This is a genomic window from Lentzea sp. NPDC102401, from assembly GCF_044765805.1.
In the GTDB taxonomy this organism is placed as follows: Bacteria; Actinomycetota; Actinomycetes; order Mycobacteriales; family Pseudonocardiaceae; genus Lentzea; species Lentzea sokolovensis.
In genome coordinates this window covers 258,321-282,605 of sequence record NZ_JBIWKS010000003.1, presented here as the reverse complement: position 1 = coordinate 282,605, position 24,285 = coordinate 258,321, and the positions used below count along the sequence as shown (strand labels likewise).

Sequence of the window (24,285 nt, the reverse complement as noted above, 5' to 3'; positions counted from 1 at the left end):
ACGCCGGGCGCGCCTCTTGCTATAGGGGTGCCCCACAGCACAGCATGTGCACCGTGGGCGACCTGTTGACCGAGCGCGCTGTGCTCGGCGTCATCGCGACCCTGGCCGTTCTGGGCCTCTTCGTGATGCTGTGCCGCGCTCGACGAGTCAGCACCTCCGTCGAGGATGCTGTGATGGACATGCTCGACCGGATGTCCAAGGCGTCGAGCGATCTCCGCGCGGGCCTGACCCAGGAGGCCGCCGACAAGGCCACACCGCACCTGCGCGAGATGCTGCGGTGCGTCGCGGTCGCCATCACCGACGAAGAGGGCACCGTCCTCTCGTGGGACGGCGGCGCGAACGACCACTACGAGTACCTCCGCGACACGGTCGCCCGTGCCATCAACAACTGCCACAAGGAACACGTCGACCACCGCAAGCTCGGCTGCGAACTGCAGGGCCCGTGCTCCCTGCACAGCGTTGTCGTGGTGCCGCTGGTTGTCGAGGGAGACGTCGCCGGCACGTTGATCGTGGTCTCCGGCGTCGCGTCGAAGCGCCAGATCCGCATGGCGGAGGAGACCGCCCGCTTCGTCTCGACCCAGCTCGAACTGGAAGTCGTCCAGAAGCAGCGCCAGGCGTTGGCCCAGGCCGAGGTCAAGGCCCTGCGAGCCCAGATCTCGCCGCACTTCGTCTACAACGCGCTGAACACGATCTCGTCGCTGATCCGCACCGACCCCGCGCACGCCCGAGAGCTGCTGCAGGAGTTCGCGGAGTTCACGCGTTACTCGTTCCGCACCGACGGCTTGTTCACGGCCCTCGCCGATGAGTTGACCAACATCCATCGCTACCTGACCATCGAACAGGCCCGCTACGGCGCCCGGCTGAGCGTCCGGTTGCGCATCGCGCCCGAGGTCCTGCAGGTCGTTCTGCCGTTCCTGGTCCTGCAGCCCCTCGTCGAGAACGCGGTGCGGCACGGCCTGGCCAAGAAGCCCGGCGGCGGCATGCTCACCATCACCGCCGAGGACAACGGCAACGAGGCCCTGATCAGCGTCGAGGACGACGGCGTCGGCATGGACCCCGACCGGCTCGACGACATCAAGGACGCCCACCAGACCGGCGCGCACGTCGGCATCGGCAACATCAACGACCGCATGCGGACCGTGTTCGGCGCCGAGTACGCCTTGGTCGTGGAAACGGCCCCGAACGCGGGCACGAAGGTGATCCTGAAGGTGCCGAAGTTCGCCCGCAACGTGCTGCCGAACCTGAACATCGGGTCGCAGATGACCGACGAGCCGATGACGGCGGAGCAACCGGCGATCCGCGCCTGAACTTGCACGGTCAATCATGCTCAACCCCGGCGTGAATCGTGCCGATTGTGGTGTTGACCAATGAACAGCCGGCCGTTTGACCGAACAGACGCCGCCCGCGAGCAAAGGCCATCATCCAGTGCACGAACACCAAGCACCCGAACGCGTCCGCGTCTGCATCAAGTGCACCGCCAAGGGGTTCAGCAGCTGCAAGTGCTGACAGGCCCGCAGGTCAGCGTGCTGCCACAGCCAAAGTCGTGATCAGCACGACGGCGCACACGCTCCAGCTCACCCACATCCAGTAGATGTGCATGGGCGTCGGCCCGGCCGCGTTCTGTCTGCCCCGGTCGTCCCACCACTCGACATACCGTTCGAGCCAGCGGATCGGGTTGAACGTCACACGCCGAACCTAGCACCTTGTGTTCCAGGTCACGCGGGAGCAACCGACAGCGCAGTTGGGCTCCCGCGTGTCCGCGAAACGCACGTACTGTCGAGTACATGAGCGTCACGGAGAAGATCGCGGCCCGTCTCCCGAGGGTCATGGACCGGGGTGAGCGGCCTCCGGTGGTCGCCGCGGTGCGGTTGCACGGGGTCATCACCCCGCAGTCCTCGCCCGTCGCGCGCAACACGATCAGCCTCCAGAACGTCGAGTCGGCCATCAACCGGGCGTTCGACAACGAGCGGCTCATCGCCGTGGCCCTGCTCATCAACTCGCCCGGCGGCGCGCCCACGCAGTCCGCCCTGATCGCCGAGCGCATCCGTGAGCTCGCGACCAAGAAGCACGTGCCGGTGCTCGCGTTCTGCGAGGACGTGGCGGCGTCCGGTGGCTACTGGCTGGCGTGCGCAGGTGACGAGATCTACGCGCACGGCACCTCTCTCGTGGGCTCCATCGGTGTCGTGAGTGCGGGATTCGGTCTCAACGGCCTGCTGGAGAAGGCCGGCGTCGAGCGCCGCGTCTACACGGCCGGGGAGAACAAGGTCCGGCTCGACCCGTTCCAGGCAGAGAAGCCCGAGGACGTCGAGTGGCTCAAGACGCTGCACTCCGATCTGCACGACCAGTTCAGGACGTGGGTCACCGAACGCCGCGGCGCGAAGCTCAGCACCGAGGCCGACCTCTTCAGCGGTGAGGTGTGGACCGGTAGCAAGGCCGTGGAACTCGGGCTGGTCGACGGCATCGGCACGATCAGGAGCGTCATCGCGAAGCGCTTCCCGGACGCCGAACTGACGATCGCGGAGCCGCGCAGGCCGTTGCTGGCCAAGCTCGGACTCACCGGCGCGTCCACCCGATCGGGGGATCTCGTGGCGCAGGTGCTCGCGAGCGTCGAGGAACGTGCGCGCTGGTCCCGATTCGGGCTGTGAGCATCAGTTCGGTTTCACAGGGCGTGTCGAGGCCTACCCCGGCGTAGACATGACCGCACATTGATGGGCAAGATGCCCGACACAGTGAGTACCCAAGACAACGCCGGTCTCCTCGTCCTCGCAGTCGATGACGAGGCTCCTGGCCTGAGCGAGATCAAGTTCCTGCTCGAGAGCAGCCCTCACATCAGGCGCGTCCTCACGGCGTTCGACGCCGCCGAGGCTCTGCGCATCCTGAGGGGTGACTACGAGCAGGAGGTCATGGCGAGGACCAAGGCCGGCCTGCCGCCGGTCGACGCGGTCTTCGCGGACATCAACATGCCCGGACTGTCCGGGATGGATCTCGCGCGGGTGCTCAGCGCGTTCCGGTATCCGCCCGCGCTCGTTTTCGTGACGGGCGTCGAGGAACGGGACGCGCTCGTCACGGCGTTCGACGTCGGCGCGCTCGACTTCATCAACAAGCCGATCAACGAGGAGCGCGTCCTCAAGGCGATCTCCCGGGTCGCGGATCGGGTGGGACGCACGGCGGCACCGACGTCCGCGTCCGGTACCACGGCCCAGAACCCCGCCGAACCGACCGACGACGAGGTCATCCCCGTCGAGCTCGGCGGCACCATCAAGCTCGTGCCGCGCGCGTCCGTGCGGTACGTCGAGGCGCAGGGCGACTACGCCCGCCTGCACACCCAGGACGGCAGCCACCTCGTCCGCATCCCGCTCGCGCAGCTCGAAGAACGCTGGGCGAACGCGGGGTTCGTGCGCATCCACCGCTCGTACCTGGTGGCGTTGCCGCTGGTGAGCGAGCTGCGGATGACGGCGAACGGCTACGCGGTCGTCATCGGCACCGGTGAGGGTGCCAAGGAGCTCCCGGTCAGCCGCCGGCACACCAAGGAGCTCAAGGAGCGGATCGTGCGACCGCCGAAGAGCGGCTGGTGAGCAGGCACGACGCGGGAAAGCCGGAGCAGCCCGCCCGTGAGGCCTGGCTCGGCGAGCAGGGCAGCAGGCCGCGCCGCCGCAGGGTCGTGCTCGCGGACTCCACGAAGTCGCGCGGCAAGGCGTTGCGCACGATCATCGAACTGGAGGAGCAGACCAGCGTCGGTGAGAAGCTGGTCCGCGACCTCATCCGGCAGCAGCTGAAGTCCGCGTTCGGACTGGCCTTCGTGGTCCTGATCGGCATGTGCCTGCTGCCGGTCACGTTCTACCTGGTTCCGTCGATCGGGGATCTGAAGATCCTCGGCATCCCCGTTCCCTGGCTCGTGCTCGGCCTCGCGCCCTTCCCGATCCTCTACGGCGTCGGCTGGGTCTTCCGCAGGCAGGCCGAACGGCACGAGCGGGACTTCGTGAACATGGTCGACCGCTGACGTGAACGCCACCGTCTACAGCCTCAGCGCCATCGTCGCCGTTGCGGCCGTCACGTTCCTCCTCGGCTACGTCGGGTCGCGCAAGGCGAACACCACCCCGGACTTCCTGGTGGCGCGCCGTGCGATCCCGGCCACCCGCAACGCCGCCGCGATCTCCGGCGAGTACCTGTCCGCGGCGTCGTTCCTCGGTGTCGCGGGACTCGTGCTCAAGGACGGCGTCGACGCCCTCTGGTACCCGGTCGGCTTCACCGCCGGCTACCTCGCGCTGCTGCTGTTCGTCGCCGCGCCCCTGCGCCGTTCCGGTGCCTACACGCTGCCGGACTTCGCCGAGGCGCGGCTGGGCTCGGCGAACGTGCGGCACTTCAGCACGTTCTTCGTGGTGTGCATCGGTGTGCTGTACCTGGTGCCGCAGCTGCAGTCCGCGGGTCTCACACTGACCACGATCACCGGCCTGCCCGCGTGGTTCGGCGGCCTGATCGTCACGGCCATCGTGGTGATCAACGTGCTGGGCGGCGGCATGCGCGCGATCACGCTCGTGCAGGCGTTCCAGTACTGGGGCAAGCTCTTCGCGATCGCCGCGCCCACGTTCGTGCTCTTCGTGGTGTTCCTGGCCTCTCCCGACCGCGGCACGCAGCCGATCAGCGACGACGGCGTGGTCCGGTTCCCGAAGGCCGAGTCGATCACCGTCGCCGAGCAGGTCGTGAAGGTCCGCGTCGACGAGCCGCTGACGTTGAAGGTGACCGGCCAGATCGACGGCAGGAACGCGGACGGGGCGGTCTTCTGGGGTCGCGGCGTTTACGAGCTGAGCCCCGGCACGAAGATGGAGTTCGCCGCGGGCAGCCCGGTGCCGGTGGTCGAGGGCTCGCCGACCACCAACTACGACTGGACGCGGCCGCAGACCGGCGGCATCTCCGAGCTGATCAGGACGTACTCGCTGATCTTCGCTACGTTCCTCGGCACGATGGGCCTGCCGCACGTCTTGGTCCGCTTCTACACCAACCCGGACGGCAAGGCGGCCCGCCGCACGGCGTTGCACGTGCTCTACCTGCTGGGCCTGTTCTACATCTTCCCGACGGTGCTGGGCGTGCTGTCGCGGCTCTACCTGCCGCAGCTGCTGGTGAACGGCAAGACGGACGCGGCGGTGCTGATGCTGCCGGAGACGATGATGCCGAACCTGGGCGGTCAGATCGTCGGCGCGATCGTCGCGGCGGGCGCGTTCGCGGCGTTCCTGTCGACCTCGTCCGGGCTCGTGGTGTCGGTCGCCGGAGTCGTCTCGACGGACATCATGCCGGGCAAGGTTCGTGACTTCCGGTGGGCAACCGTGTTCACCGGACTCGTCGCAATCGGTCTTGCTCTGCTGTTGCCGCGCTCCGACGCGTCACTGACGGTGGCGATGTCCTTCGCTCTGGCGGCATCGACCTTCTGCCCGCTTCTGGTCCTCGGCATCTGGTGGCGGGGACTCACGTGGGTGGGCGCCGTGTGCGGGCTCGTGGTCGGCGGCGGCATGGTCCTCACCGCTCAGGTCGTGAGCGTCGTGAGCTCCTACACCGGTCGCTGGGCGCCCGCGTTCATCACCCAACCTGCGCTGATCACGGTGCCGGTCGCGTTCACCATCATGATCGTGGTCAGCAAGGCGACCCGCAGACGGGTGCCCGCGGACGTCAGCCAGATACTGCTGCGGCTGCACGCCCCCGACCCGCTGGGCTTCATCCGCGACCGCGACATCGCCCGCTTCGGGACCGCCGAGGAGAAGGCCCGGCAGGCCGAGGACAAGCGCAGGGGAGCGGGTCGGACACGGTGAGTAGCCACCGTTTCGAATGGGTGAAATTTGGTCACTCGAATCGGTGAACGGTGAACAAGGTCACGCACAGTGCTGTTCGTCTACGCATACTGACCGTTCGTCGCATCACCCGACTGCTGGGCGCAACGGCACGAACGGGGTCTTACCTGAGTGACTCAAGTCTCCATACGGTTCCTGACCAAGAACAGACCGCACCTGGAGGCATTACGTGCACGTCACGTTGCTGACACCTACGACGAGTACCGCGAGGAGGGGACTGTGAGCAGCGTTGAACACACCCCGTCTGAGTCGGCCCCCGATGCACAGAAGTGGGTCGATGTCCAAGCGAGCGATGACTTCGCCGAACTGAAGCATCGACTGCGCAAGTTCGTATTCCCCGTCTCCGGCCTGTTCCTCGCGTGGTACCTGCTGTACGTGCTGCTCGCGGACTACGCGCACGACTTCATGTCCACCAAGGTGTTCGGCAACATCAACGTCGGGCTCATCTTCGGCCTGCTGCAGTTCGTGTCGACGTTCGTCATCACGACGCTGTACGTGCGGCACGCGAACAAGAACCTCGACCCGTTGGCGGAGAAGCTCCGCGGTGAGATCGAGGGAGACGGCAAGTGAACGAGTCCAGCCCGATCCTCAACATCAGCATCTTCGGTGTCTTCGTCCTGATCACGCTGTTCGTGGTCATCCGGGCGAGCCGCAACACCAAGACCGCTGCCGACTACCTCGCAGCCGGCCGCGCCTTCACGGGTCCGCAGAACGGCATCGCGATCGCGGGTGACTACCTGTCCGCCGCGTCGTTCCTCGGCATCGCGGGCGCCATCGCGCTCAACGGCTACGACGGCTTCCTGTACTCGATCGGCTTCCTGGTGGCGTGGCTCATCGCGCTGCTGCTGGTCGCCGAGCTGCTGCGCAACACCGGCAAGTACACGATGGGCGACGTGCTGAGCTTCCGGATGCGTCAGCGTCCGGTCCGCGCGGCGGCGGCCACGTCGACCATGGCCGTCTCGTTCTTCTACCTGCTGGCCCAGATGGCCGGTGCCGGTGGTCTCGTCGCCCTGCTGCTCGGCATCACGGGCACCGGTGGCCAGGCCCTCGTCATCGCCGTGGTCGGCGCCCTGATGATCGCCTACGTCCTCATCGGCGGCATGAAGGGCACCACCTGGGTGCAGATCATCAAGGCGGTCCTGCTGATCGTCGGTGCCGGCGTCATGACCCTCTGGGTGCTCGGCAAGTACGGCTTCAACCTCTCCACGCTGCTCGGTGCCGCGGTCGACAACGCGCCGAAGGCGGGCGAGAAGCTGCTCGGCCCCGGCCTGCAGTACGGCAAGACCGGCACCAGCAAGCTGGACTTCCTCTCGCTGGCGCTGGCCCTGGTGCTCGGCACCGCGGGTCTGCCGCACATCCTGATGCGCTTCTACACCGTGCCCACGGCGAAGGAAGCCCGTCGCTCGGTCGTGTGGGCCATCTGGCTGATCGGCATCTTCTACCTGTTCACCCTGGTCCTGGGCTACGGCGCCGGTGCGCTCGTCGGTCCCGACAGGATCAACGCGGCACCCGGCAAGGCCAACTCGGCAGCCCCGCTGCTCGCGCTGGAACTGGGTGGTCCGATCCTGCTCGGCCTGATCGCGGCGGTCGCCTTCGCGACGATCCTCGCGGTCGTGGCGGGCTTGACGATCACGGCGTCGGCGTCGTTCGCACACGACATCTACGCCAACATCATCAAGAAGGGCAAGGAGAACGGCAACGGTGACGCCGAGGACAAGACCGACGAGGTGAAGGTCGCCCGCATCACCGCGATCGTCATCGGTCTCGTGTCCATCGGTGGCGGCATCATCGCCAACGGCCAGAACATCGCGTTCCTCGTGGCGCTGGCCTTCGCGGTCGCCGCCTCGGCGAACCTGCCGACGATCCTCTACTCGCTGTTCTGGAAGAGGTTCAACACCTCGGGCGCGCTGTGGAGCATCTACGGCGGTCTGATCGTGACGATCACCCTGATCATCCTGTCGCCCGCCGTCTCCGGCACGCCGACCTCGATGTTCAAGAACGCCGACTTCCACCTGTTCCCGCTGTCGAACCCCGGCATCGTCTCGATCCCCGTCGCGTTCCTGCTCGGCTACGTCGGCACGATCCTGTCGAAGGACAAGGCCGACCCCGTCAAGCAGGCCGAGATGGAGGTCCGCTCCCTCACCGGCGCGGGCGCCGAGAAGGCCGTCGCGCACTAGTCACCGCTCGAAGAGAACGGGCCGTCCTTCACGGGGGCGGCCCGTTCTTCGTGCGTGCAACCCTGGACTGGCTGACCGCGTATTGGATGCGAAACGCGGCAGAACCTTGGGGGACCGGAGTGCGACGAGACGAGGAGTTCTCGGAGTTCTTCACGAGCAGATTCGACTGGGCCCGGCGCGCGGCGTACGCGTTGTGCGGCGACTGGTCCGAAGCGGAAGAACTCGCGCAGAACGCTTTCGTGAAGGCCTACGCGAAGTGGCCGAGCATCAGGCGTGAAACGGCGGAGGGGTACGTCCGCACCATCGTGACGCGCCTGTTCCTCGACAGCAGGCGTCGTGGCCGCGACCGCGAACGCCCTGTCGCCGACCTGCCCGAACTCGGCGTCGGCGGTGGTTTCACCGACCCGGACGCCCGGCTGAACGCGGCGCTGCAACAGGTGGCGCCGAAACAGCGGGCCGCGCTCGTGCTGCGTTTCGTGCACGACCTGTCCATCGAGCAGACGGCCGCTGAGCTGGGCTGCTCGGTGGGCAACGTCAAAAGTCAGACAGCCAGGGGTTTGGCGACGCTCCGCGAGGCGTACGGCGAACCGGTCAACTCGGAGTGTGCCTGATGAACATCGAAGACGAGCTGCGCGGAGCTCTTGACGTCTCCGCTCCGCCTCCTACGACGACCTTGGACCACGTGCTCAAGCGCGGCCGCCGCCGGGTGTTCGCCCAGCGTGCCGGAGCGATGTTCGGCGTGGCTGTGGCGGTGGTGGGCATCGGCATCGGCGCCACCACGCTGAACCACGCGGCTCCGGATCGCACGCCCGCGGACCAGCCGAACGAGGCTCCCTCCACCGTGGAGCACACACTGGGCTGGCCACGGGTCAACACGCCGACCCGGGCCCCGTACAGGACTTGGTCGCCCGCGGCGAGCGGGGGCGGGGCTGCGATCGATATCCCCCTGTGCACCGTCAAGGCGCCGTCGGTGCCGCGGGAGCCGGGCCTCGGGGCGCAACCGCTGGCCCGCGAGCTCGTCGCGAAGTGGCGCGACCAGGCGGAGAAGCTCCTGCCGGAGATGACCATCGGCGAAGTGACGGGCTTCCCGTCCAACGTCCTCTTCGAGTTCCACGTGTCCGACTCCAGCGGAACCGGCAGCATCCGGATCTGGGCCGCCAGGTTCGCCGGTACACCGCAGGCGAGCGCGGACGACGGGCTGTGGGAGACCGGAGACTGCGAGCCCGCCCGACGGCTCGTTCAGCCGGACGGCTCGGTTGCGCAACTGCACGAGGTGCGGCCGCACGAGTCGATCCAGGCACTCACCCAGACGCTCGCCGTGTACCGCGAGGACGGCCTGCTGATCCAGATCGAACAGCGCAACTACACCAGCGCGTCCGTCACCGCCCGCACCCCGGCGAACCCTGACGTCACGGGACGTCCGACGCTGCCGCTGACCGACGAGCAGTTCTCCAGGCTCGGGCCCATCATCGCGGAGGGGGTCTGAGGTGTGCCATGCCGGAGGTTCACGTGAGTGCAACCTCCGGCATGGGAACATCTACGGCGTGACTGTTCCAAGCGTGGAGATCGCCGAAGTTCCGGCACAGCTGCCCGAGGGCGCCGTACTGCTGGACGTGCGCGAGCAGGACGAGTGGGACGCCGGCCACGCACCCGGCGCGCTGCACGTCCCGATGAGCGAGATCGGTGCCCGTCTCGAAGAGGTGCCGAACGACGTGCAGCTCTACGTCGTGTGCCGCGCCGGTGGCCGTTCGGCCCGCGTGACCCAGTACCTCAACGAGAACGGCTGGGAGGCCGTCAACGTCGAGGGCGGCATGCAGCACTGGGAGGCCGCCGGTCGTCCTCTCGAGGGCGGCGCCGACGGCATGGCGCCCGAGGTCATCTGATCGTGCAGCCGCTGCAGCCGATGCGCGTGGACTGGGTGGCGACTCCGCCACCCGGCGCTTATCCGCAACCGCAGAACCGGTCACAGCGGCTGTCCTACGGCGGCCCGCCGAACTACCCGGTCCCGCCGCGGTGGGGTTTTCCGCTGCTGGCGTGGCGCTGGCCCACGGCCGTGCCCGGCACGGTCGAGCAGGCCGACTCGGTCGACGGCGTGCGCCGGCTGGGCCGCACCGCGCAGAACTCGCTCTGGCTGCTCGGCTTCGTCGCCCTGTGGGGTGCGTTCTCCGAGATCTGGCGCTACGTGCTGGTCGCGATGAGCCGGTACGGCGCGTTGTCGCCGGGCGTGGTCAGCGTGTCGGACGCCCTGGTGGTGTCCTCCTCGGCGGTCGCGATCACCGGCTGCGTGTTGTCGCTGATCCTCACGCTGCTGTGGGTGCGGCGCGCGCGGAACGTGGCCGCGTCACTCGTGGGCTACGGGCCGTCGCGTTCGGATCGGGCCGCGTTGATCGGGCTGGTCGTGCCCGGCGTGAACCTCGTCGTGCCCGGTTCCGTGCTGGCCGAGCTCGAACACGCCGTGGCTCGAAGGCCGGCCGACGAACGACCCCGTCCGTCGAAGCTCCTGCGCTGGTGGTGGGGCCTTTGGGCCGGTTCGGGCCTGCTGTTCGTGACCGCGGTCCTGTGGTCGTTCCGGGACAGCACCCAGGCTCTCGCGGACGGCGTGCTGCTGCACGCGCTCGCCGACCTCGTGCTCGCCGGTGTCGCGGTGACGACGGCGCTGGTCGTCCGCCGGATCACCACGCTGTTGCTGCCGGTGGACGCCGCGTCCGTCCGGCTGATGCGCGTCGTCGAGGTCAAGGACGCTCCCGAACCGCCGTTGCGGTCGGTCCGCGCGTCCGGCTCGCCCCGCTGAACCTGTTCAACCGACGTTCGCCCTGCTGGACCTGCCGGCGTACTCGCGGGCGTGCCAGGTTGGGTGAATGCGAACACTCATCGGGGCACTGGTGATCGCAATGGCCACCCCTGGCGCCGCCCAGGCGCACCACCGGGACTTCGACCTCCAGGCACACCGCGGCGGCATCGGCCTGACCGTGGAGAGCACGCTCAAGGCGTTCGGCAAGGCGCTCGAACTCGGCGTGACGACCCTGGAACTCGACATCCAGATCACCAGGGACGGCCGCGAGGTCATCACCCACGACCGCAGGACGAACCCGGCGAAGTGCCTGGACACGAAGCCTGCGTTCCCCGGCGACCCCGAGTTCCCCTACGCGGGCAAGTACGTGAAGGACCTGACGTTCGCGCAGGTGCGAACGCTGGACTGCGGCAGCACGAGGTGGTCGCAGTACCCCGACCAGGAACTCTCGCCGGGCGCCCGCATGCCCACGCTGGACGAGTTGTTCGACCTCGCGCGCAAGCACCGCGCGTGGGGCATCCGCTTCAACATCGAGACCAAGGTCGAGGCCGCCGCCCCGCACGAGACCGCGCCGCGCGAGCAGTTCGTGCAGCGCGCCGTCCGGGAGATCCGCCGCTCGGGCTTCCTGCCGAACGTGACCGTCCAGTCCTTCGACTGGGGCACTTTGATGCGGTTGCGCGAGGTCGAGCCGCGCATCCCGCTGGTCGCGCTGACCCAGCCGGAAATGCTGCGGCCGGGCTCGCCGTGGACGGGCGGTCTCGAACTCGCCGACTTCGGCGGCAGCGTCGCGAAGATGGCGAAGAGCTTCGGCGCGGCGGCGTTGTCGCCGGTGCACGGCAACCCGCAGGGCGGCAAGGTCGGCGACCCGGACTACGTGCCGTTCACGACGAAGGCGCTGGTCCAGGACGCGCATCGGCAGGGGCTCAAGGTGATCCCGTGGACGACCAACGACCCGGCCACCATGCACAAGCTGATCTACGACGGCGTCGACGGCATCATCACCGACTACCCGGACCGGCTGCGGAAAGTCATGCAGGAGCGGGGTTTCCCGCTGCCGCGCAAGTACCGCCGCTAGTCAGCCGTGCGGGCGGCGCGGGAGCTGAGGCAGGCCCAGCAATGACCTGACCTCGGTCGAGGTCAGCCCCATCCGCCGCACGATCCGCTCCGGGGCCCAACGCAGTTCGTGGTGCAGGGCCAGGACGACCGCGGTGATCTCCTGCTCCGCGGCGGTGATCTCCGCGGTCCGGTCCTCCTTCAGCCGGTCGGACTTCTCCGTCGCGGCACGGACCAGTTCCTCGAAGTCCTTTCCGTTCTGCCGCAGGTAGTTCTCGTGGTAGCGCCGCTTCGCGGCGTCGTCGGCGATTCGGAAGAACTCCGATCGCGCCATGTCCCAGGCCATCCAGCGCTGCCACCGTCCCAACCAGACCCGCGGCTGGCCGGGACCGTTCTTCTCCCACTGCTGCCACGCGAGCAGCCGCGCCTGGCTCACCTCCCAGTCGCGGTCCCTGGTCAGTTCCCGCAACGCGCGGTCCGCCGCCAGCGACTCGTCGCCCAGCGGCGTTCCGGTGAGGATCGCCTGTGCCGCATAGGCACGGCGCATCAGCTCCGCCTCGTCGCTCACCCCGCGCCCAGCGGCAGCGAGTGCAGGCCGCGGATCACGAACTCCGCGCGGCGGCTGGGTTCCTCGGCCAGTACTGCGCCGGGAAGCTTGCGGTGCAACGAGGACAGCGCCGCCTCCACCTCGATGCGGGCCAGCGGCGCGCCCAGGCAGTAGTGGATGCCCATGCCGAAGCCGAGGTGCTGGTTCTTCTCGCGGCCGATGTCGAGGACGTCCGGGTTCTCGAAGACCAGCGGGTCGCGCGCGGCCGCGCCGAGCAGGGCGGCGATCTTCTCGCCGGGTTCGATGACGTGGCCGGCGATCTCCACGCGTTCGGTGGCCGTGCGTTCGAAGAGCTGCAACGGCGAGTCGTAGCGGATGAGCTCCTCCACGGCCGTGGGCATCAGTTCGGGGCTCAGCCGCTCCCACTGCGAGCGGTGCTGCATCAGGGCGTAGACGCCGTTGCCGATGACATTGACCGTGGCCTCATGGCCCGCCATCAGCAGGAGCACGGCGGTGGCGACGAGTTCGTCCTCGGTGAGCCTGGCGCCGTCCGTGTCGGTGACGGCGACCAGGTCGGACACGAGGTCGGCGCCAGGGGTCTTGCGGCGCAACGCGATCAGTTCGCGCAGGTAGGCGACGAACTCGGTGGAGGCGCGTTCGGCCAGTACCTGCTGGTCGGCGGGCAGGCCGTACTCGTACATCTTCACGATGGCGTTCGACCACGGCTGCAGCAGGTACCGGTCCTGCTGCGGAACGCCGAGCAGCTCCGCGATCACCTCGACCGGCAGGGGCGCGGCGACGTGGGCGAGCAGGTCGGCCTGCCCCTGGTCCTTGATCTTCGTGGCCAGTTCGTCGACGAGCCGGTCGGCCAGGTCCGCGACCCACGGGCGCAGGCGCTCGACGTGACCGCGGCCGAACGCGGCGGCGACCAGGCGGCGCAGGCGGGTGTGCGTGGGCGGCTCATTCTCCAGCAGCGAGTTGCGGTGCAGGAGGTTGAAGGACATGAACTGCTCGACCGGCTTCACGTCCGACCAGATTCGCCCGAACGAGCGGTGCCGCAGCACGGCGGAACAGGCGGCGTGCGAGACCGCGACGGCGACGTCCATCTGCTCGTGGTGATGCACCTCACCGGCCTGGCGCAGGGCGGCGAAGGCCGGGTACGGGTCGGCGATGAACGCGGGATCACGCTGGTCGAACGTCACAAGGCGGGACGGTAAGTCGCGATCGGCGTTTCGTCCACGTCCATTTGATTGATGACTCAAATTGTTGCGCAGGAACTATCGTTCGGTCTTGTGCAGCAGCCTTCGATCGTCGCGCACCGTGGCGCGTCCACCGACCGTCCCGAGCACACCATCGGCGCCTACGAGCTCGCGCTCAAAGAGGGCGCTGACGGCCTTGAGTGCGACATCCGCCTGTCGAAGGACGGCGAGCTCGTGTGTGTGCACGACCGCACGCTCGCCCGCACCTCCAACGGCCGTGGCACGGTCAGCGCGCTCTCGCTCGAAGAACTGCGGAAGTTCGACTACGGCAGCTGGCACCGCCACGGTCAGCCGGCAGGGCTGCTGGTGCTGGACGAGCTGCTGGAGCTGGTCAAGGGCAAGAACGTGCAGCTCTTCGTCGAGACCAAGCACCCGGTCCGGTACCGCAACGAGGTCGAACGCAAGCTCGCCGAGGCGTTGAAGAAGCACGGGCTCGGCGCCCAGATCGTCATGATGTCCTTCTCGCCGACCGCCGTGAGGGCGTTCCGCGAGCAGGCGCCGGACATCCGCACGGTGCTGCTGCTCGACCGACTCGGCCGGTACCGCGGTGGTGCGCTGCCGTCGTTCGCCGACTACACCGGGCCCGGCCTGCACCTGCTGCGCAACGACCCCGGCTACGTCGATCGGGCGAGGCGCGCCGGTCACGAGACCTACGTCTGGACGGTGGACAACGCCGAGGACGTCGCGCTGTGCCGTGACCTGGGGGTCCGCTACCTCGCGACCAATGCCCCGGCGAACACCCGCCGCCTGCTGACGGCTAATTTGGCGACCTAGACAAGCCTGAGCACGAGGAGGGCCAAGGTGGCCAAGCGGACCGCGGTCAAGGACGCACCGAAGGACGGCATCAACCCGAAGCAGCCCTGCCCGTGCGGGTCCGGCAAGCGCTACAAGGCCTGCCACGGCGCACCCGGCGGCGCGACGGACGTCATCGTGTCCCGGCCGTTCGAGGGCCTCGCCGCCGAGTGCGAGCTGATCGCGCTGCGCGAGTTCGTGCCGTCGGCGATCGTGAAGCTGCCGGTCAAGGACGGCCGCGAGGTCACCCTCGCCACGGTGCTGCCGATGGCCGCCGCCGGCCTGATCCGCGGCGACGACGTGCCGTTCGTGGGCCTGCAGGTGCAGACGCGCTCCGGCGACATCAGCCGCGACCTGGCGCGGGCGCTGCAGTGGGCGCAGCAGGCGAAGACCGGTGACGTGCTGCCGGTCGTCGGTCCGGACAACGGCGACAACCCCGCCCGCCTGCAGGACCTGCTCGACGCGGACGCCGACATCACGCCGGTGCTGCACACCGACTTCATCTGGTGGATGCCCGAGGGCACCGAGCCGACGGGCGAGGTCGCGCTGTCCCTGGAGCGGGCGAACGCGGCGATCCTGCCGACCGAGCGCCTCGACGCCCCCGGCGTGAAGGCCGCCTACTGGGTCGACGCGGGCGACAAGGCGCACCTGCGCTGGGTCCGCCCGGAGCCCGAGGAGAAGCTGCTGCCCGCGATGGCCCGCCTGGCCGCCCGCGGTGAGCTCGACCTCGGTGAGGGCTCGCGCTACGCCGGTTCGTTCCGCGCGCACGGCCTGCTCGTGCCCGTCTGGGACCTCGACCGCGAGATGCACGCCCGCGAGTGGGCCGACCCGGCCGAGGCGCTGGGCAAGCGCTTGCTGGAGGCCCTGGCCGTCGACGAGCCGCTGAGCGACGCCGAGCGCCGCGCCCGTGACGGCCTGCGCGGCCGCCAGATCACCCTGCGGTAGTCCACCGGGTTGTCCACATGGTTGTGCACAGGGAGCTGTGGATAAGTGCTGCTGCACATCATCACGACGGCCGGCTGGGCTGCTGCCCGGTCGGCCGGGTCGATCCCGCCCGCCGAGGGTGAGGAGTTCGTGCACTGCTCCGACCGGGGCGTGGTGCACGTGACCGCGGGCAAGTTCTTCCACGGGCAGAGCGGGCTGCTGCTGCTCGTCGTCGACCCGAGGCTGCTGGGCGTGCCCGTCCGGTGGGAGGCGGTGGCGGACTCGCCGCTGTGGTTCCCGCACGTCTACGGGCCGATCCCGGTCTCCGCGGTGACCGAGGTGCACGAGTTCCCCACCGAGCGGGACGGTTCGTTCGTTCTGCCGGAAGCCGTTGCCGTTCTGTGATTTAGTTGGGCAACCGTTTGGTGCGCCCAGGCGTGAATCCCTCGAAGCCGGTGTGCTGCTTCGGGGGAGGGGGTGCGCCGTGACGGCGGTGCTGCAGCTGGGGACAGCCGCCGAGCGCGGCGGGGGAAGAGCGGAAGCCGTGGGGGACTTCGCTGAGTTCGTGCGCATGTCCATGCCCGGACTTCTGCGCTACGGGCACGCACTGACCGGAAACCCCCACGACTCGGCCGACCTGGTGCAGGCCGTGCTGGAGAAGGTCGGTTCGCGCTGGGCCGCCGTGCAGCGCAAGGGTGACGACCCGCTCGCGTACGTCCGCAGGGCGATGGCGAACACGCACATCAGCATCTGGCGCAGACGTCGCCGGGAGAGCCTCGTGGCCGACTTCCCCGACAGCGGAGCCGTGGCTCCCGAACTGAGCCGGCTCGAGAACGAACCGCTCTGGCAGGCACTGCGCGACCTGCCGCCACGGCAGCGCGCGGTGGTCGTGCTGCGCTACTACGAGAACCTCTCCGAGGCCGAGATCGCGAAGACGCTCGGAATCTCGTGCGGCACGGTGAAGAGCCAGAGCAGCAAGGCCATGGCGAGCCTGCGAACACGCTTGGGGAAGGAGTGACCGGTGGACGACCTGGATGATCAGCTGCGCAAGCTCTTCAGCGACGATCGGCTCGACGTGCACTCCCCACCCGTCGCCGCCGAGACCGTGGTGCGCGGTGCCGCTCGCCTTCGCCGCCGCCGTGCCGCCATCACCGGGACGTTCGTCGTGGCGGTCCTGGTCGGTGCCGGGGCCGGGCTTGCCCAGCTGGGCAAGGACAGTTCGGACGACGCGGTCGGCGCGTACCTGACCACGGCCACCCCGACCAGTTCGACGTCCACGCCGCAGACGTCGGTCAGCACGTACACCTCGACGGTGACGGTGACGACCAACCCGCCGCCGAACTCCAACGGCGCCAATCCCGACACTCCCAGCACGCCCGGCAGGAGCGCCCAGAAGTCGGATCCTCCTCCGGCGCCGCCCACACCGGAGGCGCAGCCCGGCCGGTACGGATCGCTCGCGCTGGGGATGTCCGAGGGCGACGCGCTCGAGACCGGCTCACTGGTCGAACCGAGCACCCCGGCCGATCCCGAGAACAGGTGCAGGGCGTACGCGACGAAGTCGGTGCCCGACAGCAACGCCGTGATCATCTCGCCGACGCGGGGAATCGTGCGGATCACGCTGGCGAGCTTCGCCAAAACACCCAAGAACGTCGGCGTCGGCTCGAAGGTCACCGACGTCAAGACCGCTTATGCGAATGCCACGCAAAGCGGTTCGAACGTGGTCGTGTCAATGAACGCGACACCAGCGTGGTCGTACATCTTCGAGAGTGACGGCACCACGGTGACCACCGTGTTCATGCGACTGAATGCGAACGACTGCACGGCCGTCTGACAATTCGATCTTGTTGAGGTCCCGCCGCTCATTGGGGGTGCGGCGGGGCTTCGGCGTACCGTTTTTCTGGACGTGTTCGCTGTGATCTATTCGTGACTCAGAACTGTGCAACCCAGCTTCCCGGGTGGCGTCTTACTGGTTGTCCGAAAGGGCATGGGGGTTCGTCATCAATGGGGGAAATAGAAATGAACAACTGTCTTAAGCTTGCTCTCGTTGCCGCAGTCGCTGTTTCCGGAATTGCCGCGTGCACGTCCGCTCCCTCGCTGAAGCAGGACTCCGCGCCTGCCACCGAACTGCCGTCCGCCACGCCGCCCGCGGTGGTCACGGAGGTCGTGACCGCGACGGTGACCAACCCGCCGCAGGCCGTCGTGAAGGTGGACGGCCGACCTGGGTATGGCGCTCTCAAGCTGGGGATGACGCTCGACGAGGCGAGAGCGGCCGGTCTGACGGACCTGACCTGGGACAGCGATGGTGACGGCCTTTGCGTTGCCGACGACCAGGTCGCGATCTCCAAGAAGTACGGCGTCGTCCGGATCACGTTGCCGCTGGACGCCAGGACTTCCAAGGGAATCGGCGTCGGCTCGACCTTCGCCGAGGTGAAGAACGCCTATCAGGCCGCCTCCGAATACCGCGCGGGCTGGTCGGCGAGGATCGGCGACAACGCCTCCTACTCGTTCATCGGCAGCGGCAAGCTCGACCATTTCCCGGACAGCGACGAGGTCGTCCTCATCAAGCTGGGATCGAGCACCACCGACTGCTCCCTGGCGTTGCTCTGAATCTCACCGAAACCGCCGTGCCCGCCCCGCTGGGGGTGGGGCGGGCACGGCACCTGAACGTCAACAATTTCCTGGGGGAAATGAAAATGAAGCGCTCCATCGCTCTCGTCGCAATCACCGCCGCTCTCGGTCTGTCCGCGTGCACGTCCACGCCACCGCCACGTCCAGTTCCGCGCCGTCCAGCGCGACGCCGTCGGCCACGGTGGTCACCACCGTCGTGACGCAGACGGTGACCAACTCGCCGCCGCCACCGGCCAAGCCGGTGATCGGCTCGTTCGGCTACGGCGACCTGAAGCTCGGCATGACGCGGCAACAGGCGCTCGACGCCAAGCTGAAGGCCGAGTACACCAATCTCAGGCCGACAGGCCCGAACTACACCTGGGTCGCCGACGCCGACGACAACCCGGCAGCCAGGTTCGTCTTCGGAGTGGACAAGGAGAAGAAGACTCTCTCGGCGGCGTACCTCGCGCTCGACGATCAGGACTGCCACAACTAGTCGAAAAGATCTTCGGTGGTGATGTCGAGATCCGCGTTCCGGCTCCGTCCCCGCGGTGGAAGTGACCATGATGGGTCGCAACAGGACCGAGGGAGACACCCGAGATGGCGAAGTACCTGCTGCTCAAGCACTACCGCGGTGCGCCTGCCGCGGTGAACGACGTGCCGATGGACCAGTGGACGCAGGACGAGATCACCGCGCACGTGAAGTACATGAACGACTTCGCGGACCGGCTCAGGACCACCGGTGAGTTCGTCGACGAGCGGGCGCTCGCGCAGGAGGGCACCTGGGTCCGGTACGACGGCGAGGGCCGGCCGCCGGTCACCGACGGGCCGTTCGCGGAGACGAAGGACCTCATCGCCGGCTGGATGATCATCGACACCGACAGCTACGAGCGCGCGCTCGAACTCGCGGCGGAGCTGTCTGCGGCGCCGGGCAAGGACGGCAAGCCGATCCACGAGTGGCTGGAGATCCGCCCGTTCTACGGCCACGCACCGACGATCACGGAGTAGCAGGTGGACGAGGCACTGCTCAGGAGCCTCATGCCGGCGGTGCTCGGTGTCCTCGTCCGCCGCGGAGCCGACTTCGCAGCGGCCGAGGACGCCGTGCAGGACGCGCTGGTCGAGGCCGTCCGGGTGTGGCCGGAGGATCCGCCGCGGGATCCCAAGGGCTGGCTCGTCACGGCGGCCTGGCGCAAGTTCCTCGACGCGACGAGGGCGGCGACGGCGCGGCGCAGGCGTGAGGACGCGATCGACGCCGAACCGGAGCAGGGCCCGGCGTCGGACACCGACGACACGTTGCAGCTCTACTTCCTGTGCGCGCACCCGTCGCTCACGCCGTCGTCGGCCGTCGCGCTCACGCTCAGGGCTGTCGGCGGACTGACCACCCGTCAGATCGCCCAGGCCTACCTGGTGCCGGAGGCCACGATGGCCCAGCGCATCAGCCGGGCCAAGAAGACGGTCGGCGACGTGCGGTTCGACCAGCGCGGCGACGTCGCCACCGTGCTGCGCGTGCTCTATCTCGTCTTCAACGAGGGCTACTCCGGCGACGTCGACCTGGCCGCCGAGGCGATCCGGCTCACCCGTCAGCTCGCGGCGGTGATCGACCATCCCGAGGTCTCCGGGCTGCTCGCGCTCATGCTCCTGCACCACGCCCGCCGCGAGTCCCGGACGGCGAGCAACGGCGGCCTGGTGCCCCTCGCCGCGCAGGACCGGGGCAGGTGGGACACGAAGCTGATCGCCGAGGGCGTCGAGATCCTGCAGGCGGCGCTGGCGCAGGACCGGCTGGGGGAGTTCCAGGCGCAGGCGGCGATCGCGGCGCTGCACGCGGACGCGCTCGTGGCCGAGGAGACCGACTGGGTGCAGATCGTCGAGTGGTACGACGAACTCCTCAAGCTGACCGACAGCCCCGTCGTCCGGCTCAACCGCGCGGTGGCCGTGGGCGAGGCCGACGGACCGCGTGCCGGGCTGAAAGCGCTGGCGGAACTGGACGACTCGCTGCCCCGCTACTCGGCCGTAGCTGCCTATCTCCACGAGCGCGACGGCAGTTCGCAAACGGCCGCGAAACTTTACGTGGAGGCGGCGGAGAAAGCGTCGAACCTCGCCGAGCGGGAATACCTCACCCGGCAGGCCGCGCGCCTCAACAACTGAAAGGACCGCCTCACCCGGTCAGGTGAGGCGGTCCTTTGTGATCAGGCACTCAAGCGTGCGAAGAAAAAATCAGAGCTTGCCGCCCGCTGCGGTCGGAGCGCTGGAGTCGGCAGCCTCGTCGCCCACGCTCTCGCGGGTCAGGAACGTCTCGACGTAGAACATGTTGCCGTCGGCGCGGTCCATGATGGTGAGCAGCGTCTTCATCGAGGAGACCTCCTCGACCTGCTCCTTCAGGAACCACTGCATGAACTGCTCGCCGATGTAGTCGCCCTCCTCGCGGGCGGCCTTGGCGAGGCCCACGATCTGGTCGGTGACCTGCTGCTCCTGGCGCAGGGCCAGGTCGACGAGGTCCCGCGGCGACTTGAACTCGCTGAACGGCGTCTCGACGCCGGGAATGGCGACCGGGATGTCGTTGTCCATGAGGAACTGCACGATCATCATCGCGTGGTTGCGCTCTTCGAGAGCCTGCTTGTAGAAGTGCGCACCGAGGCGCGGCAGGTCCTCGTTGTCGAACCACACGGCGAGTGCGATGTACTGCTGTGAAGCGGAGAACTCGTTGCCGACCTGAGCCTGCAGGAGTTCGTGGAACTTCGACTTCTTGGACAGGATCTTCTTCACGTTCGAGGCCATGAGGAGTACGTTAACTCAAAACGGCCACACCTGCATTCCAGGAAAAGCTAACCTTTGTTTGGAGAGGTAATCCAAACAAAGGTTAGGCGTCCCTAACGATCACACCAATGGCGCGCGGTCGATCGGGCACGACATGCAGCGGGGGCCGCCGCGGCCGGAGCCCAGTTCGGAACCGGCGATCCGCAGCACCTCGACGCCTGCTTCTTCAAGGCGCTCATTCGTCTCGACGTTGCGCTCGTACGCCACGACGAGACCGGGAGCCACGGCGAGAGTGTTGTTGCCGTCGTCCCACTGCTCGCGCTCGGCGGTGACGATGTCGAGGCCCGTGTCGATCACACGCAACCGTTCGATGCCCATCGCCTCGGCCGCCGCCTCCAGGAACGGCACGGGGCCGTCCACGCGCACTCCACCGTTGCCGTCGGCGCGCAACGGGTAGGCCGTCAGCGTGTGGCGGATCGCCGGGTACATCACCACGGCGTCGCGGTCGACCATCGTGCAGACGGTGTCGAGGTGCATGGTGGCGCGTTCCTGCTCGATCGGCACCGCCAGCACCGTGTGTGCGAGGCCGTCCGCGAGAGCGGAGCGGGCAAACGACTCCGCGCCCGCCGGGGTGGTGCGCTCGCCGACGCCGATGGCGATCACGCCCGGCGCGAGCAGCAGCACGTCGCCACCTTCCAGCGGCGCCGAGTGCGCGCCGTACGCGCGGCCCGTGCGGCGGAACCGCGGGTGGTAGGCGTAGATCAGGTCGGTCAGCGTCGTCTCGCGGTCGCGGGCGGGCAGCGCGAGTGACGTGATGGCCACGCGGTCGCCGACCCAGACCGAGGAGTCGCGGGTGAAGAGCAGGTTCGGCAGCGGGTCGACGGCGAAGTCGATCGGCAGGTGCATCTTGCGCACCAGCGACGCGCCCTCGGCGGCCGGCATCTCCTCGAACGTCATGCCCGTCATCAGCACCTGGGCGAGCTGCGGCGCGTCGAGCGAGGTGAGGTGGCTGCGCAGCGCGTCGGCCAGGTCGATGCCGAGGCGGCGCTCGTTGACGGCGCTGTGGACGCCCGCGATGCGCGCACGGTTGTCCTCCAGGGCCTGCACCAGCACGTCGGCCAGCAGCAGGACCTCGACGCCCTTCGAGGTCAGCGTCGCGGCGAACGCGTCGTGCTCCTCCTGGGCCCTGCCGACCCACGGCACGCCGTCGAACAGCAGCTGGTCGTTGTTGCGCGGGGTGAGCCTCTTGAGCTCGTTGCCCGGCCGGTGCAGCAGCACCGTGCGCAAGGGGCCGACCTCGCTGTCCACGCGGGGCGCGGCGTCCGGAAGTGCTTCGGTCTCAGCGATCGTGTGCGCAGTCACCGGACGAGCGTAACCCTGAACAGCACAAATCGCCGTCTGCGAGCCGAAAATCGCAACGAATGGCGGTAAATTATGGAATCTACCGTGGAATCGTTACGGCAACCAGCTCACTTTGCCGCGCAACATTGTGTAGCCGATGAACGCGACCACGTCGAGGATGGTGTGGGCGATGACCAACGGCCACAACCGCTTCGTGCGCTGCCAGTAGAAGCCGAACACGAGGCCCATGACCACGTTGCCGACGAACCCGCCGAAGCCCTGGTAGAGGTGGTACGAGCCGCGCAGCACGGCCGCCGCGACCAGCGCCGTGTACTGCCGCCAGCCGAGCTGCTCCAGCCGCGTGATCAGGTACCCGACGACGAGCACCTCCTCCGCCCACGCGTTGCCGGCGGCGGCGAGGATCAGCGCCACACTCATCCACCACTGGTCGTCCAGAGTGGACGGCTGGACGGCGAGGTTCAGCCCGAGCGCCCAGGCGGCGAAGTAGAGCCCCAGTCCGGGGATGCCGATGATCGCGGCGAGACCCAGCGCGCCCAGTGAGTCCGCGAGCTTGCGGGTGCCGTCGAGCCCGATGACGCGCAGCTTGATCCCGGTGCGCCACAACAGGTACAGCCCGATCCCGCCCCACGCGGCGAGCTGCAGCACGCCGAGCAGCTGCGCCACGAGGTCCAGCAGGTCGGCACGCGCCTGCGGGACGTTGATCGCGACGGACTGCTGGTTGAGCGGCGTCGGCTGCAGCAGGCTGTCGATCAGCCGCACGAGGCTGCGCAGGCCGGACAGCCCGAGCGTCATGCTGAAGACGATCAGCAGTTCGAGCTGGTAACCGCGCTTCTCTTCGGCGGGGATCAAGGTCACCGGCCAGACGCTACCTCTGGGACAGGAACGGGCACCCCATCAACCGCCGCAGTTCCGCGGCGAGTTCCTGCGGAGTGCTGACCGGCTTGGAGAACGCGATCCGCACGTCGTGGTCGTCGCACTCCGCCTCGACCCGCAGCCGCAGCCCGAACCGGTCGAGCCCGAGCGGCCGGACGTGACCGGTCCGCAGCTCCTCCGGCAGATGGCGGGCGAGCTGGTCCACGACGTCGCCGTGCGCGGCGTCCAGGTGCCGCAGCCAGTGGTCCTCGTTGCCGCAGAACGGGTCCGGCGCCGCGCCCGCGAACTGCTCCGGCCTGATCGACGACGTGCCCTCGGCGTCCGCGACCACCATCGACGCGGGCGTGAGCCGCAGCACCGAGGCGCCATGACCCGCGTCGAGCAGCCGGTGGTCAGGGCGGACGTCGGCGACCGCGAGGATCTCGTCGCGCGTTTCTTCGTCGTCGAGCGCCGTGACCCAGCCGGTGAGCCACAGCAGGCCGCGGACGGGTTCGCGCAACGGCACCGGCGCCTGGTCGGCGATCTCCAGCATCGCCGTCACCTCGGTCCGCGGCGTCTGCCACAACTGCCCGACCAGCGGGTGCTCGTCGGGCAGCAACAGGATCGTGGAACCGCACGGGTGCACGTGGTGGAACAACGGGCTGGTGCGGGAACCGGACTGAGGAAGCAGTGCGGCGGAGCCGTGGCGGGCCGCGATCGTGCGGGCGCGCTCTGCGGCGTGCGGCGCCGGCGGGCGCCTGGTCTGGGTGTCGGTCACCGCTGCACCTCCTCGAAGGTTAGGCAAGCCTAACTTAGCTTGCCGCGTCATGGGAAGCGTCACCTGTACGGTGGACGCGTGGTCGTGCCCAACAAGCCGTCCACCGAGGTGACGGCACTCGACGATCGGTGGACCCGGCACTGCGTCGACCGGGCGAGCCGCCGTGCACTGATGTGGACTGTGGTTGCCGGTGTGGCCTTCGCGCTCCAGTTCGTGCTGGTGCTCGTGTGGTCCTGGTCCTCACCGGTGGCATTGGTGTTGTTGTTCTTCGCCGCGGCCGTTCTCTGGACGGTCACGCGACGACGTCCGGTGCGTTTGCCGGAAGGGGAGCCGTGGATCTTCGCGCAGGCCCGGTGGGAGGGCGGCCGGTTGGTGGTGCTGGGGTCACCACCGCTGTTGCTGACCCTGAGAGTGGGTCCGCTGCTGCGCGGACGGATCGCCCGGCACCGCCGCGTGTGGTTCGTGCCGCTGGACGCCGCGGGGAACACCGTTGTGACATTCAGGGGAGTTCCGCGGCTCATCACCGCCCGCGTGTTTCGATGATCATCT

The 24,285-nt window shown here is 68.4% G+C and carries 29 protein-coding genes; 22 read left to right on the top strand and 7 right to left on the bottom strand.

Annotated features, from left to right (window positions below; all coding sequences use genetic code 11):
• Window positions 1-44 precede the first annotated feature (44 nt).
• Window positions 45-1,307 carry a histidine kinase gene (locus ACIRG5_RS11970; protein WP_402903813.1) on the top strand — a complete coding sequence of 421 codons (1,263 nt, stop codon included), beginning with the start codon at window positions 45-47 and terminating at the stop codon, window positions 1,305-1,307.
• Between the two features lie 211 nt (window positions 1,308-1,518).
• Here ACIRG5_RS11970 and ACIRG5_RS11965 read toward each other — a convergent pair whose 3' ends face one another.
• Window positions 1,519-1,686, bottom strand: coding sequence for a hypothetical protein (locus ACIRG5_RS11965; RefSeq protein WP_166048541.1), 168 nt, complete (start codon window positions 1,684-1,686; stop codon window positions 1,519-1,521).
• A 98-nt stretch (window positions 1,687-1,784) separates the two neighbouring features.
• Here ACIRG5_RS11965 and ACIRG5_RS11960 point away from each other — a divergent pair, with 98 nt between their 5' ends.
• The 11 genes from ACIRG5_RS11960 to ACIRG5_RS11910 all read left to right on the top strand — a co-directional run bounded on the left by ACIRG5_RS11960 (window position 1,785) and on the right by ACIRG5_RS11910 (window position 11,883).
• Window positions 1,785-2,645: a S49 family peptidase gene (locus tag ACIRG5_RS11960; protein WP_402903810.1), complete on the top strand. Its 861-nt coding sequence runs from the start codon at window positions 1,785-1,787 to the stop codon at window positions 2,643-2,645.
• 63 nt (window positions 2,646-2,708) lie between these two features.
• The gene (locus ACIRG5_RS11955) at window positions 2,709-3,575 is read left to right on the top strand and encodes a LytR/AlgR family response regulator transcription factor (RefSeq protein ID WP_402903807.1); all 867 of its coding nucleotides are present in this window, start codon (window positions 2,709-2,711) and stop codon (window positions 3,573-3,575) included.
• The gene (locus ACIRG5_RS11950) at window positions 3,572-4,000 is read left to right on the top strand and encodes a hypothetical protein (protein ID WP_402903804.1); all 429 of its coding nucleotides are present in this window, start codon (window positions 3,572-3,574) and stop codon (window positions 3,998-4,000) included. Before ACIRG5_RS11955 ends, ACIRG5_RS11950 begins: the two co-directional genes overlap by 4 nt.
• A 1-nt stretch (window position 4,001) precedes the next feature.
• Window positions 4,002-5,801, top strand: a complete 1,800-nt coding sequence (locus ACIRG5_RS11945) for a cation acetate symporter (protein WP_402903801.1) — start codon at window positions 4,002-4,004, stop codon at window positions 5,799-5,801.
• 258 nt (window positions 5,802-6,059) lie between these two features.
• Window positions 6,060-6,410, top strand: a complete 351-nt coding sequence (locus ACIRG5_RS11940) for a DUF485 domain-containing protein (RefSeq protein WP_402903798.1) — start codon at window positions 6,060-6,062, stop codon at window positions 6,408-6,410.
• On the top strand, window positions 6,407-8,017 hold the full coding sequence (locus tag ACIRG5_RS11935; protein WP_402903797.1) for a cation acetate symporter: 1,611 nt from the start codon (window positions 6,407-6,409) through the stop codon (window positions 8,015-8,017). The genes ACIRG5_RS11940 and ACIRG5_RS11935 overlap by 4 nt, the downstream gene beginning before the upstream one ends.
• Window positions 8,018-8,136: 119 nt before the next feature.
• Window positions 8,137-8,628 (top strand): SigE family RNA polymerase sigma factor, encoded by a 492-nt coding sequence (locus ACIRG5_RS11930; RefSeq protein ID WP_402903794.1) that lies wholly within the window; start codon window positions 8,137-8,139, stop codon window positions 8,626-8,628.
• Window positions 8,628-9,503, top strand: a complete 876-nt coding sequence (locus tag ACIRG5_RS11925) for a hypothetical protein (RefSeq protein ID WP_402903791.1) — start codon at window positions 8,628-8,630, stop codon at window positions 9,501-9,503. The genes ACIRG5_RS11930 and ACIRG5_RS11925 overlap by 1 nt, the downstream gene beginning before the upstream one ends.
• A gap of 58 nt (window positions 9,504-9,561) precedes the next feature.
• Window positions 9,562-9,900 (top strand): rhodanese-like domain-containing protein, encoded by a 339-nt coding sequence (locus ACIRG5_RS11920; RefSeq protein WP_319976276.1) that lies wholly within the window; start codon window positions 9,562-9,564, stop codon window positions 9,898-9,900.
• Between the two features lie 2 nt (window positions 9,901-9,902).
• A complete protein-coding gene (locus ACIRG5_RS11915) occupies window positions 9,903-10,808 on the top strand; it encodes a DUF4328 domain-containing protein (protein WP_402903788.1) in 906 nt (301 codons plus the stop codon).
• A 67-nt stretch (window positions 10,809-10,875) separates the two neighbouring features.
• Window positions 10,876-11,883, top strand: coding sequence for a glycerophosphodiester phosphodiesterase (locus ACIRG5_RS11910; protein WP_402903785.1), 1,008 nt, complete (start codon window positions 10,876-10,878; stop codon window positions 11,881-11,883).
• Here ACIRG5_RS11910 and ACIRG5_RS11905 read toward each other — a convergent pair whose 3' ends face one another.
• Window positions 11,884-12,429 (bottom strand): hypothetical protein, encoded by a 546-nt coding sequence (locus ACIRG5_RS11905; protein ID WP_402903782.1) that lies wholly within the window; start codon window positions 12,427-12,429, stop codon window positions 11,884-11,886.
• A complete protein-coding gene (locus tag ACIRG5_RS11900) occupies window positions 12,426-13,610 on the bottom strand; it encodes a cytochrome P450 (RefSeq protein WP_402903780.1) in 1,185 nt (394 codons plus the stop codon). Before ACIRG5_RS11900 ends, ACIRG5_RS11905 begins: the two co-directional genes overlap by 4 nt.
• 90 nt (window positions 13,611-13,700) lie before the next feature.
• Between ACIRG5_RS11900 and ACIRG5_RS11895 the strand changes: the two genes are divergently transcribed.
• The 9 genes from ACIRG5_RS11895 to ACIRG5_RS11855 all read left to right on the top strand — a co-directional run bounded on the left by ACIRG5_RS11895 (window position 13,701) and on the right by ACIRG5_RS11855 (window position 20,135).
• On the top strand, window positions 13,701-14,441 hold the full coding sequence (locus ACIRG5_RS11895) for a glycerophosphodiester phosphodiesterase family protein (RefSeq protein ID WP_402903777.1): 741 nt from the start codon (window positions 13,701-13,703) through the stop codon (window positions 14,439-14,441).
• Between the two features lie 27 nt (window positions 14,442-14,468).
• Complete coding sequence (locus tag ACIRG5_RS11890; protein ID WP_402903774.1) at window positions 14,469-15,404, top strand: DUF5926 family protein; 936 nt, start codon at window positions 14,469-14,471, stop codon at window positions 15,402-15,404.
• A gap of 45 nt (window positions 15,405-15,449) precedes the next feature.
• Window positions 15,450-15,788, top strand: a complete 339-nt coding sequence (locus ACIRG5_RS11885) for a DUF952 domain-containing protein (protein WP_402903772.1) — start codon at window positions 15,450-15,452, stop codon at window positions 15,786-15,788.
• 88 nt (window positions 15,789-15,876) lie between these two features.
• A complete protein-coding gene (locus ACIRG5_RS11880; RefSeq protein WP_402904900.1) occupies window positions 15,877-16,401 on the top strand; it encodes a SigE family RNA polymerase sigma factor in 525 nt (174 codons plus the stop codon).
• Window positions 16,402-16,404: 3 nt separating this feature from the next.
• Entirely contained in the window at window positions 16,405-17,214 is an 810-nt protein-coding gene (locus ACIRG5_RS11875) for a hypothetical protein (protein ID WP_402903770.1), read from the top strand.
• Between the two features lie 185 nt (window positions 17,215-17,399).
• Entirely contained in the window at window positions 17,400-17,990 is a 591-nt protein-coding gene (locus tag ACIRG5_RS11870) for a hypothetical protein (RefSeq protein ID WP_402903768.1), read from the top strand.
• Between the two features lie 139 nt (window positions 17,991-18,129).
• Window positions 18,130-18,486, top strand: a complete 357-nt coding sequence (locus tag ACIRG5_RS11865) for a hypothetical protein (protein WP_402903766.1) — start codon at window positions 18,130-18,132, stop codon at window positions 18,484-18,486.
• Between the two features lie 104 nt (window positions 18,487-18,590).
• On the top strand, window positions 18,591-18,998 hold the full coding sequence (locus ACIRG5_RS11860; protein WP_093594853.1) for a YciI family protein: 408 nt from the start codon (window positions 18,591-18,593) through the stop codon (window positions 18,996-18,998).
• A 3-nt stretch (window positions 18,999-19,001) separates the two neighbouring features.
• Window positions 19,002-20,135 carry an RNA polymerase sigma factor gene (locus tag ACIRG5_RS11855; protein WP_402903764.1) on the top strand — a complete coding sequence of 378 codons (1,134 nt, stop codon included), beginning with the start codon at window positions 19,002-19,004 and terminating at the stop codon, window positions 20,133-20,135.
• 69 nt (window positions 20,136-20,204) lie between these two features.
• Here ACIRG5_RS11855 and ACIRG5_RS11850 read toward each other — a convergent pair whose 3' ends face one another.
• The 4 genes from ACIRG5_RS11850 to ACIRG5_RS11835 form a co-directional block, all read right to left on the bottom strand.
• Window positions 20,205-20,765 (bottom strand): ferritin, encoded by a 561-nt coding sequence (locus tag ACIRG5_RS11850; protein ID WP_402903761.1) that lies wholly within the window; start codon window positions 20,763-20,765, stop codon window positions 20,205-20,207.
• 99 nt (window positions 20,766-20,864) lie between these two features.
• The gene (locus ACIRG5_RS11845) at window positions 20,865-22,052 is read right to left on the bottom strand and encodes an arginine deiminase (RefSeq protein WP_402904898.1); all 1,188 of its coding nucleotides are present in this window, start codon (window positions 22,050-22,052) and stop codon (window positions 20,865-20,867) included.
• A 147-nt stretch (window positions 22,053-22,199) separates the two neighbouring features.
• The gene (locus tag ACIRG5_RS11840; RefSeq protein ID WP_402904896.1) at window positions 22,200-22,898 is read right to left on the bottom strand and encodes a CPBP family intramembrane glutamic endopeptidase; all 699 of its coding nucleotides are present in this window, start codon (window positions 22,896-22,898) and stop codon (window positions 22,200-22,202) included.
• 73 nt (window positions 22,899-22,971) lie between these two features.
• Complete coding sequence (locus tag ACIRG5_RS11835; protein WP_402903758.1) at window positions 22,972-23,736, bottom strand: DUF2470 domain-containing protein; 765 nt, start codon at window positions 23,734-23,736, stop codon at window positions 22,972-22,974.
• Window positions 23,737-23,814: 78 nt separating this feature from the next.
• Here ACIRG5_RS11835 and ACIRG5_RS11830 point away from each other — a divergent pair, with 78 nt between their 5' ends.
• Complete coding sequence (locus ACIRG5_RS11830) at window positions 23,815-24,279, top strand: hypothetical protein (RefSeq protein WP_402903756.1); 465 nt, start codon at window positions 23,815-23,817, stop codon at window positions 24,277-24,279.
• Window positions 24,280-24,285 lie beyond the last annotated feature (6 nt).

What these genes read in the sequence shown, in the direction of transcription:
- ACIRG5_RS11910 (WP_402903785.1), top strand. Translation starts at nt 10,876, where the DNA reads ATGCGAACACTCATCGGGGCACTGGTGATCGCAATGGCCACCCCTGGC.
- ACIRG5_RS11870 (WP_402903768.1), top strand. Translation starts at nt 17,400, where the DNA reads ATGAACAACTGTCTTAAGCTTGCTCTCGTTGCCGCAGTCGCTGTTTCC.
- ACIRG5_RS11840 (WP_402904896.1), bottom strand. Translation starts at nt 22,898, where the DNA reads ATGACGCTCGGGCTGTCCGGCCTGCGCAGCCTCGTGCGGCTGATCGAC.
- ACIRG5_RS11860 (WP_093594853.1), top strand. Translation starts at nt 18,591, where the DNA reads ATGGCGAAGTACCTGCTGCTCAAGCACTACCGCGGTGCGCCTGCCGCG.
- ACIRG5_RS11955 (WP_402903807.1), top strand. Translation starts at nt 2,709, where the DNA reads ATGGGCAAGATGCCCGACACAGTGAGTACCCAAGACAACGCCGGTCTC.
- ACIRG5_RS11970 (WP_402903813.1), top strand. Translation starts at nt 45, where the DNA reads ATGTGCACCGTGGGCGACCTGTTGACCGAGCGCGCTGTGCTCGGCGTC.
- ACIRG5_RS11850 (WP_402903761.1), bottom strand. Translation starts at nt 20,765, where the DNA reads ATGGCCTCGAACGTGAAGAAGATCCTGTCCAAGAAGTCGAAGTTCCAC.
- ACIRG5_RS11960 (WP_402903810.1), top strand. Translation starts at nt 1,785, where the DNA reads ATGAGCGTCACGGAGAAGATCGCGGCCCGTCTCCCGAGGGTCATGGAC.
- ACIRG5_RS11925 (WP_402903791.1), top strand. Translation starts at nt 8,628, where the DNA reads ATGAACATCGAAGACGAGCTGCGCGGAGCTCTTGACGTCTCCGCTCCG.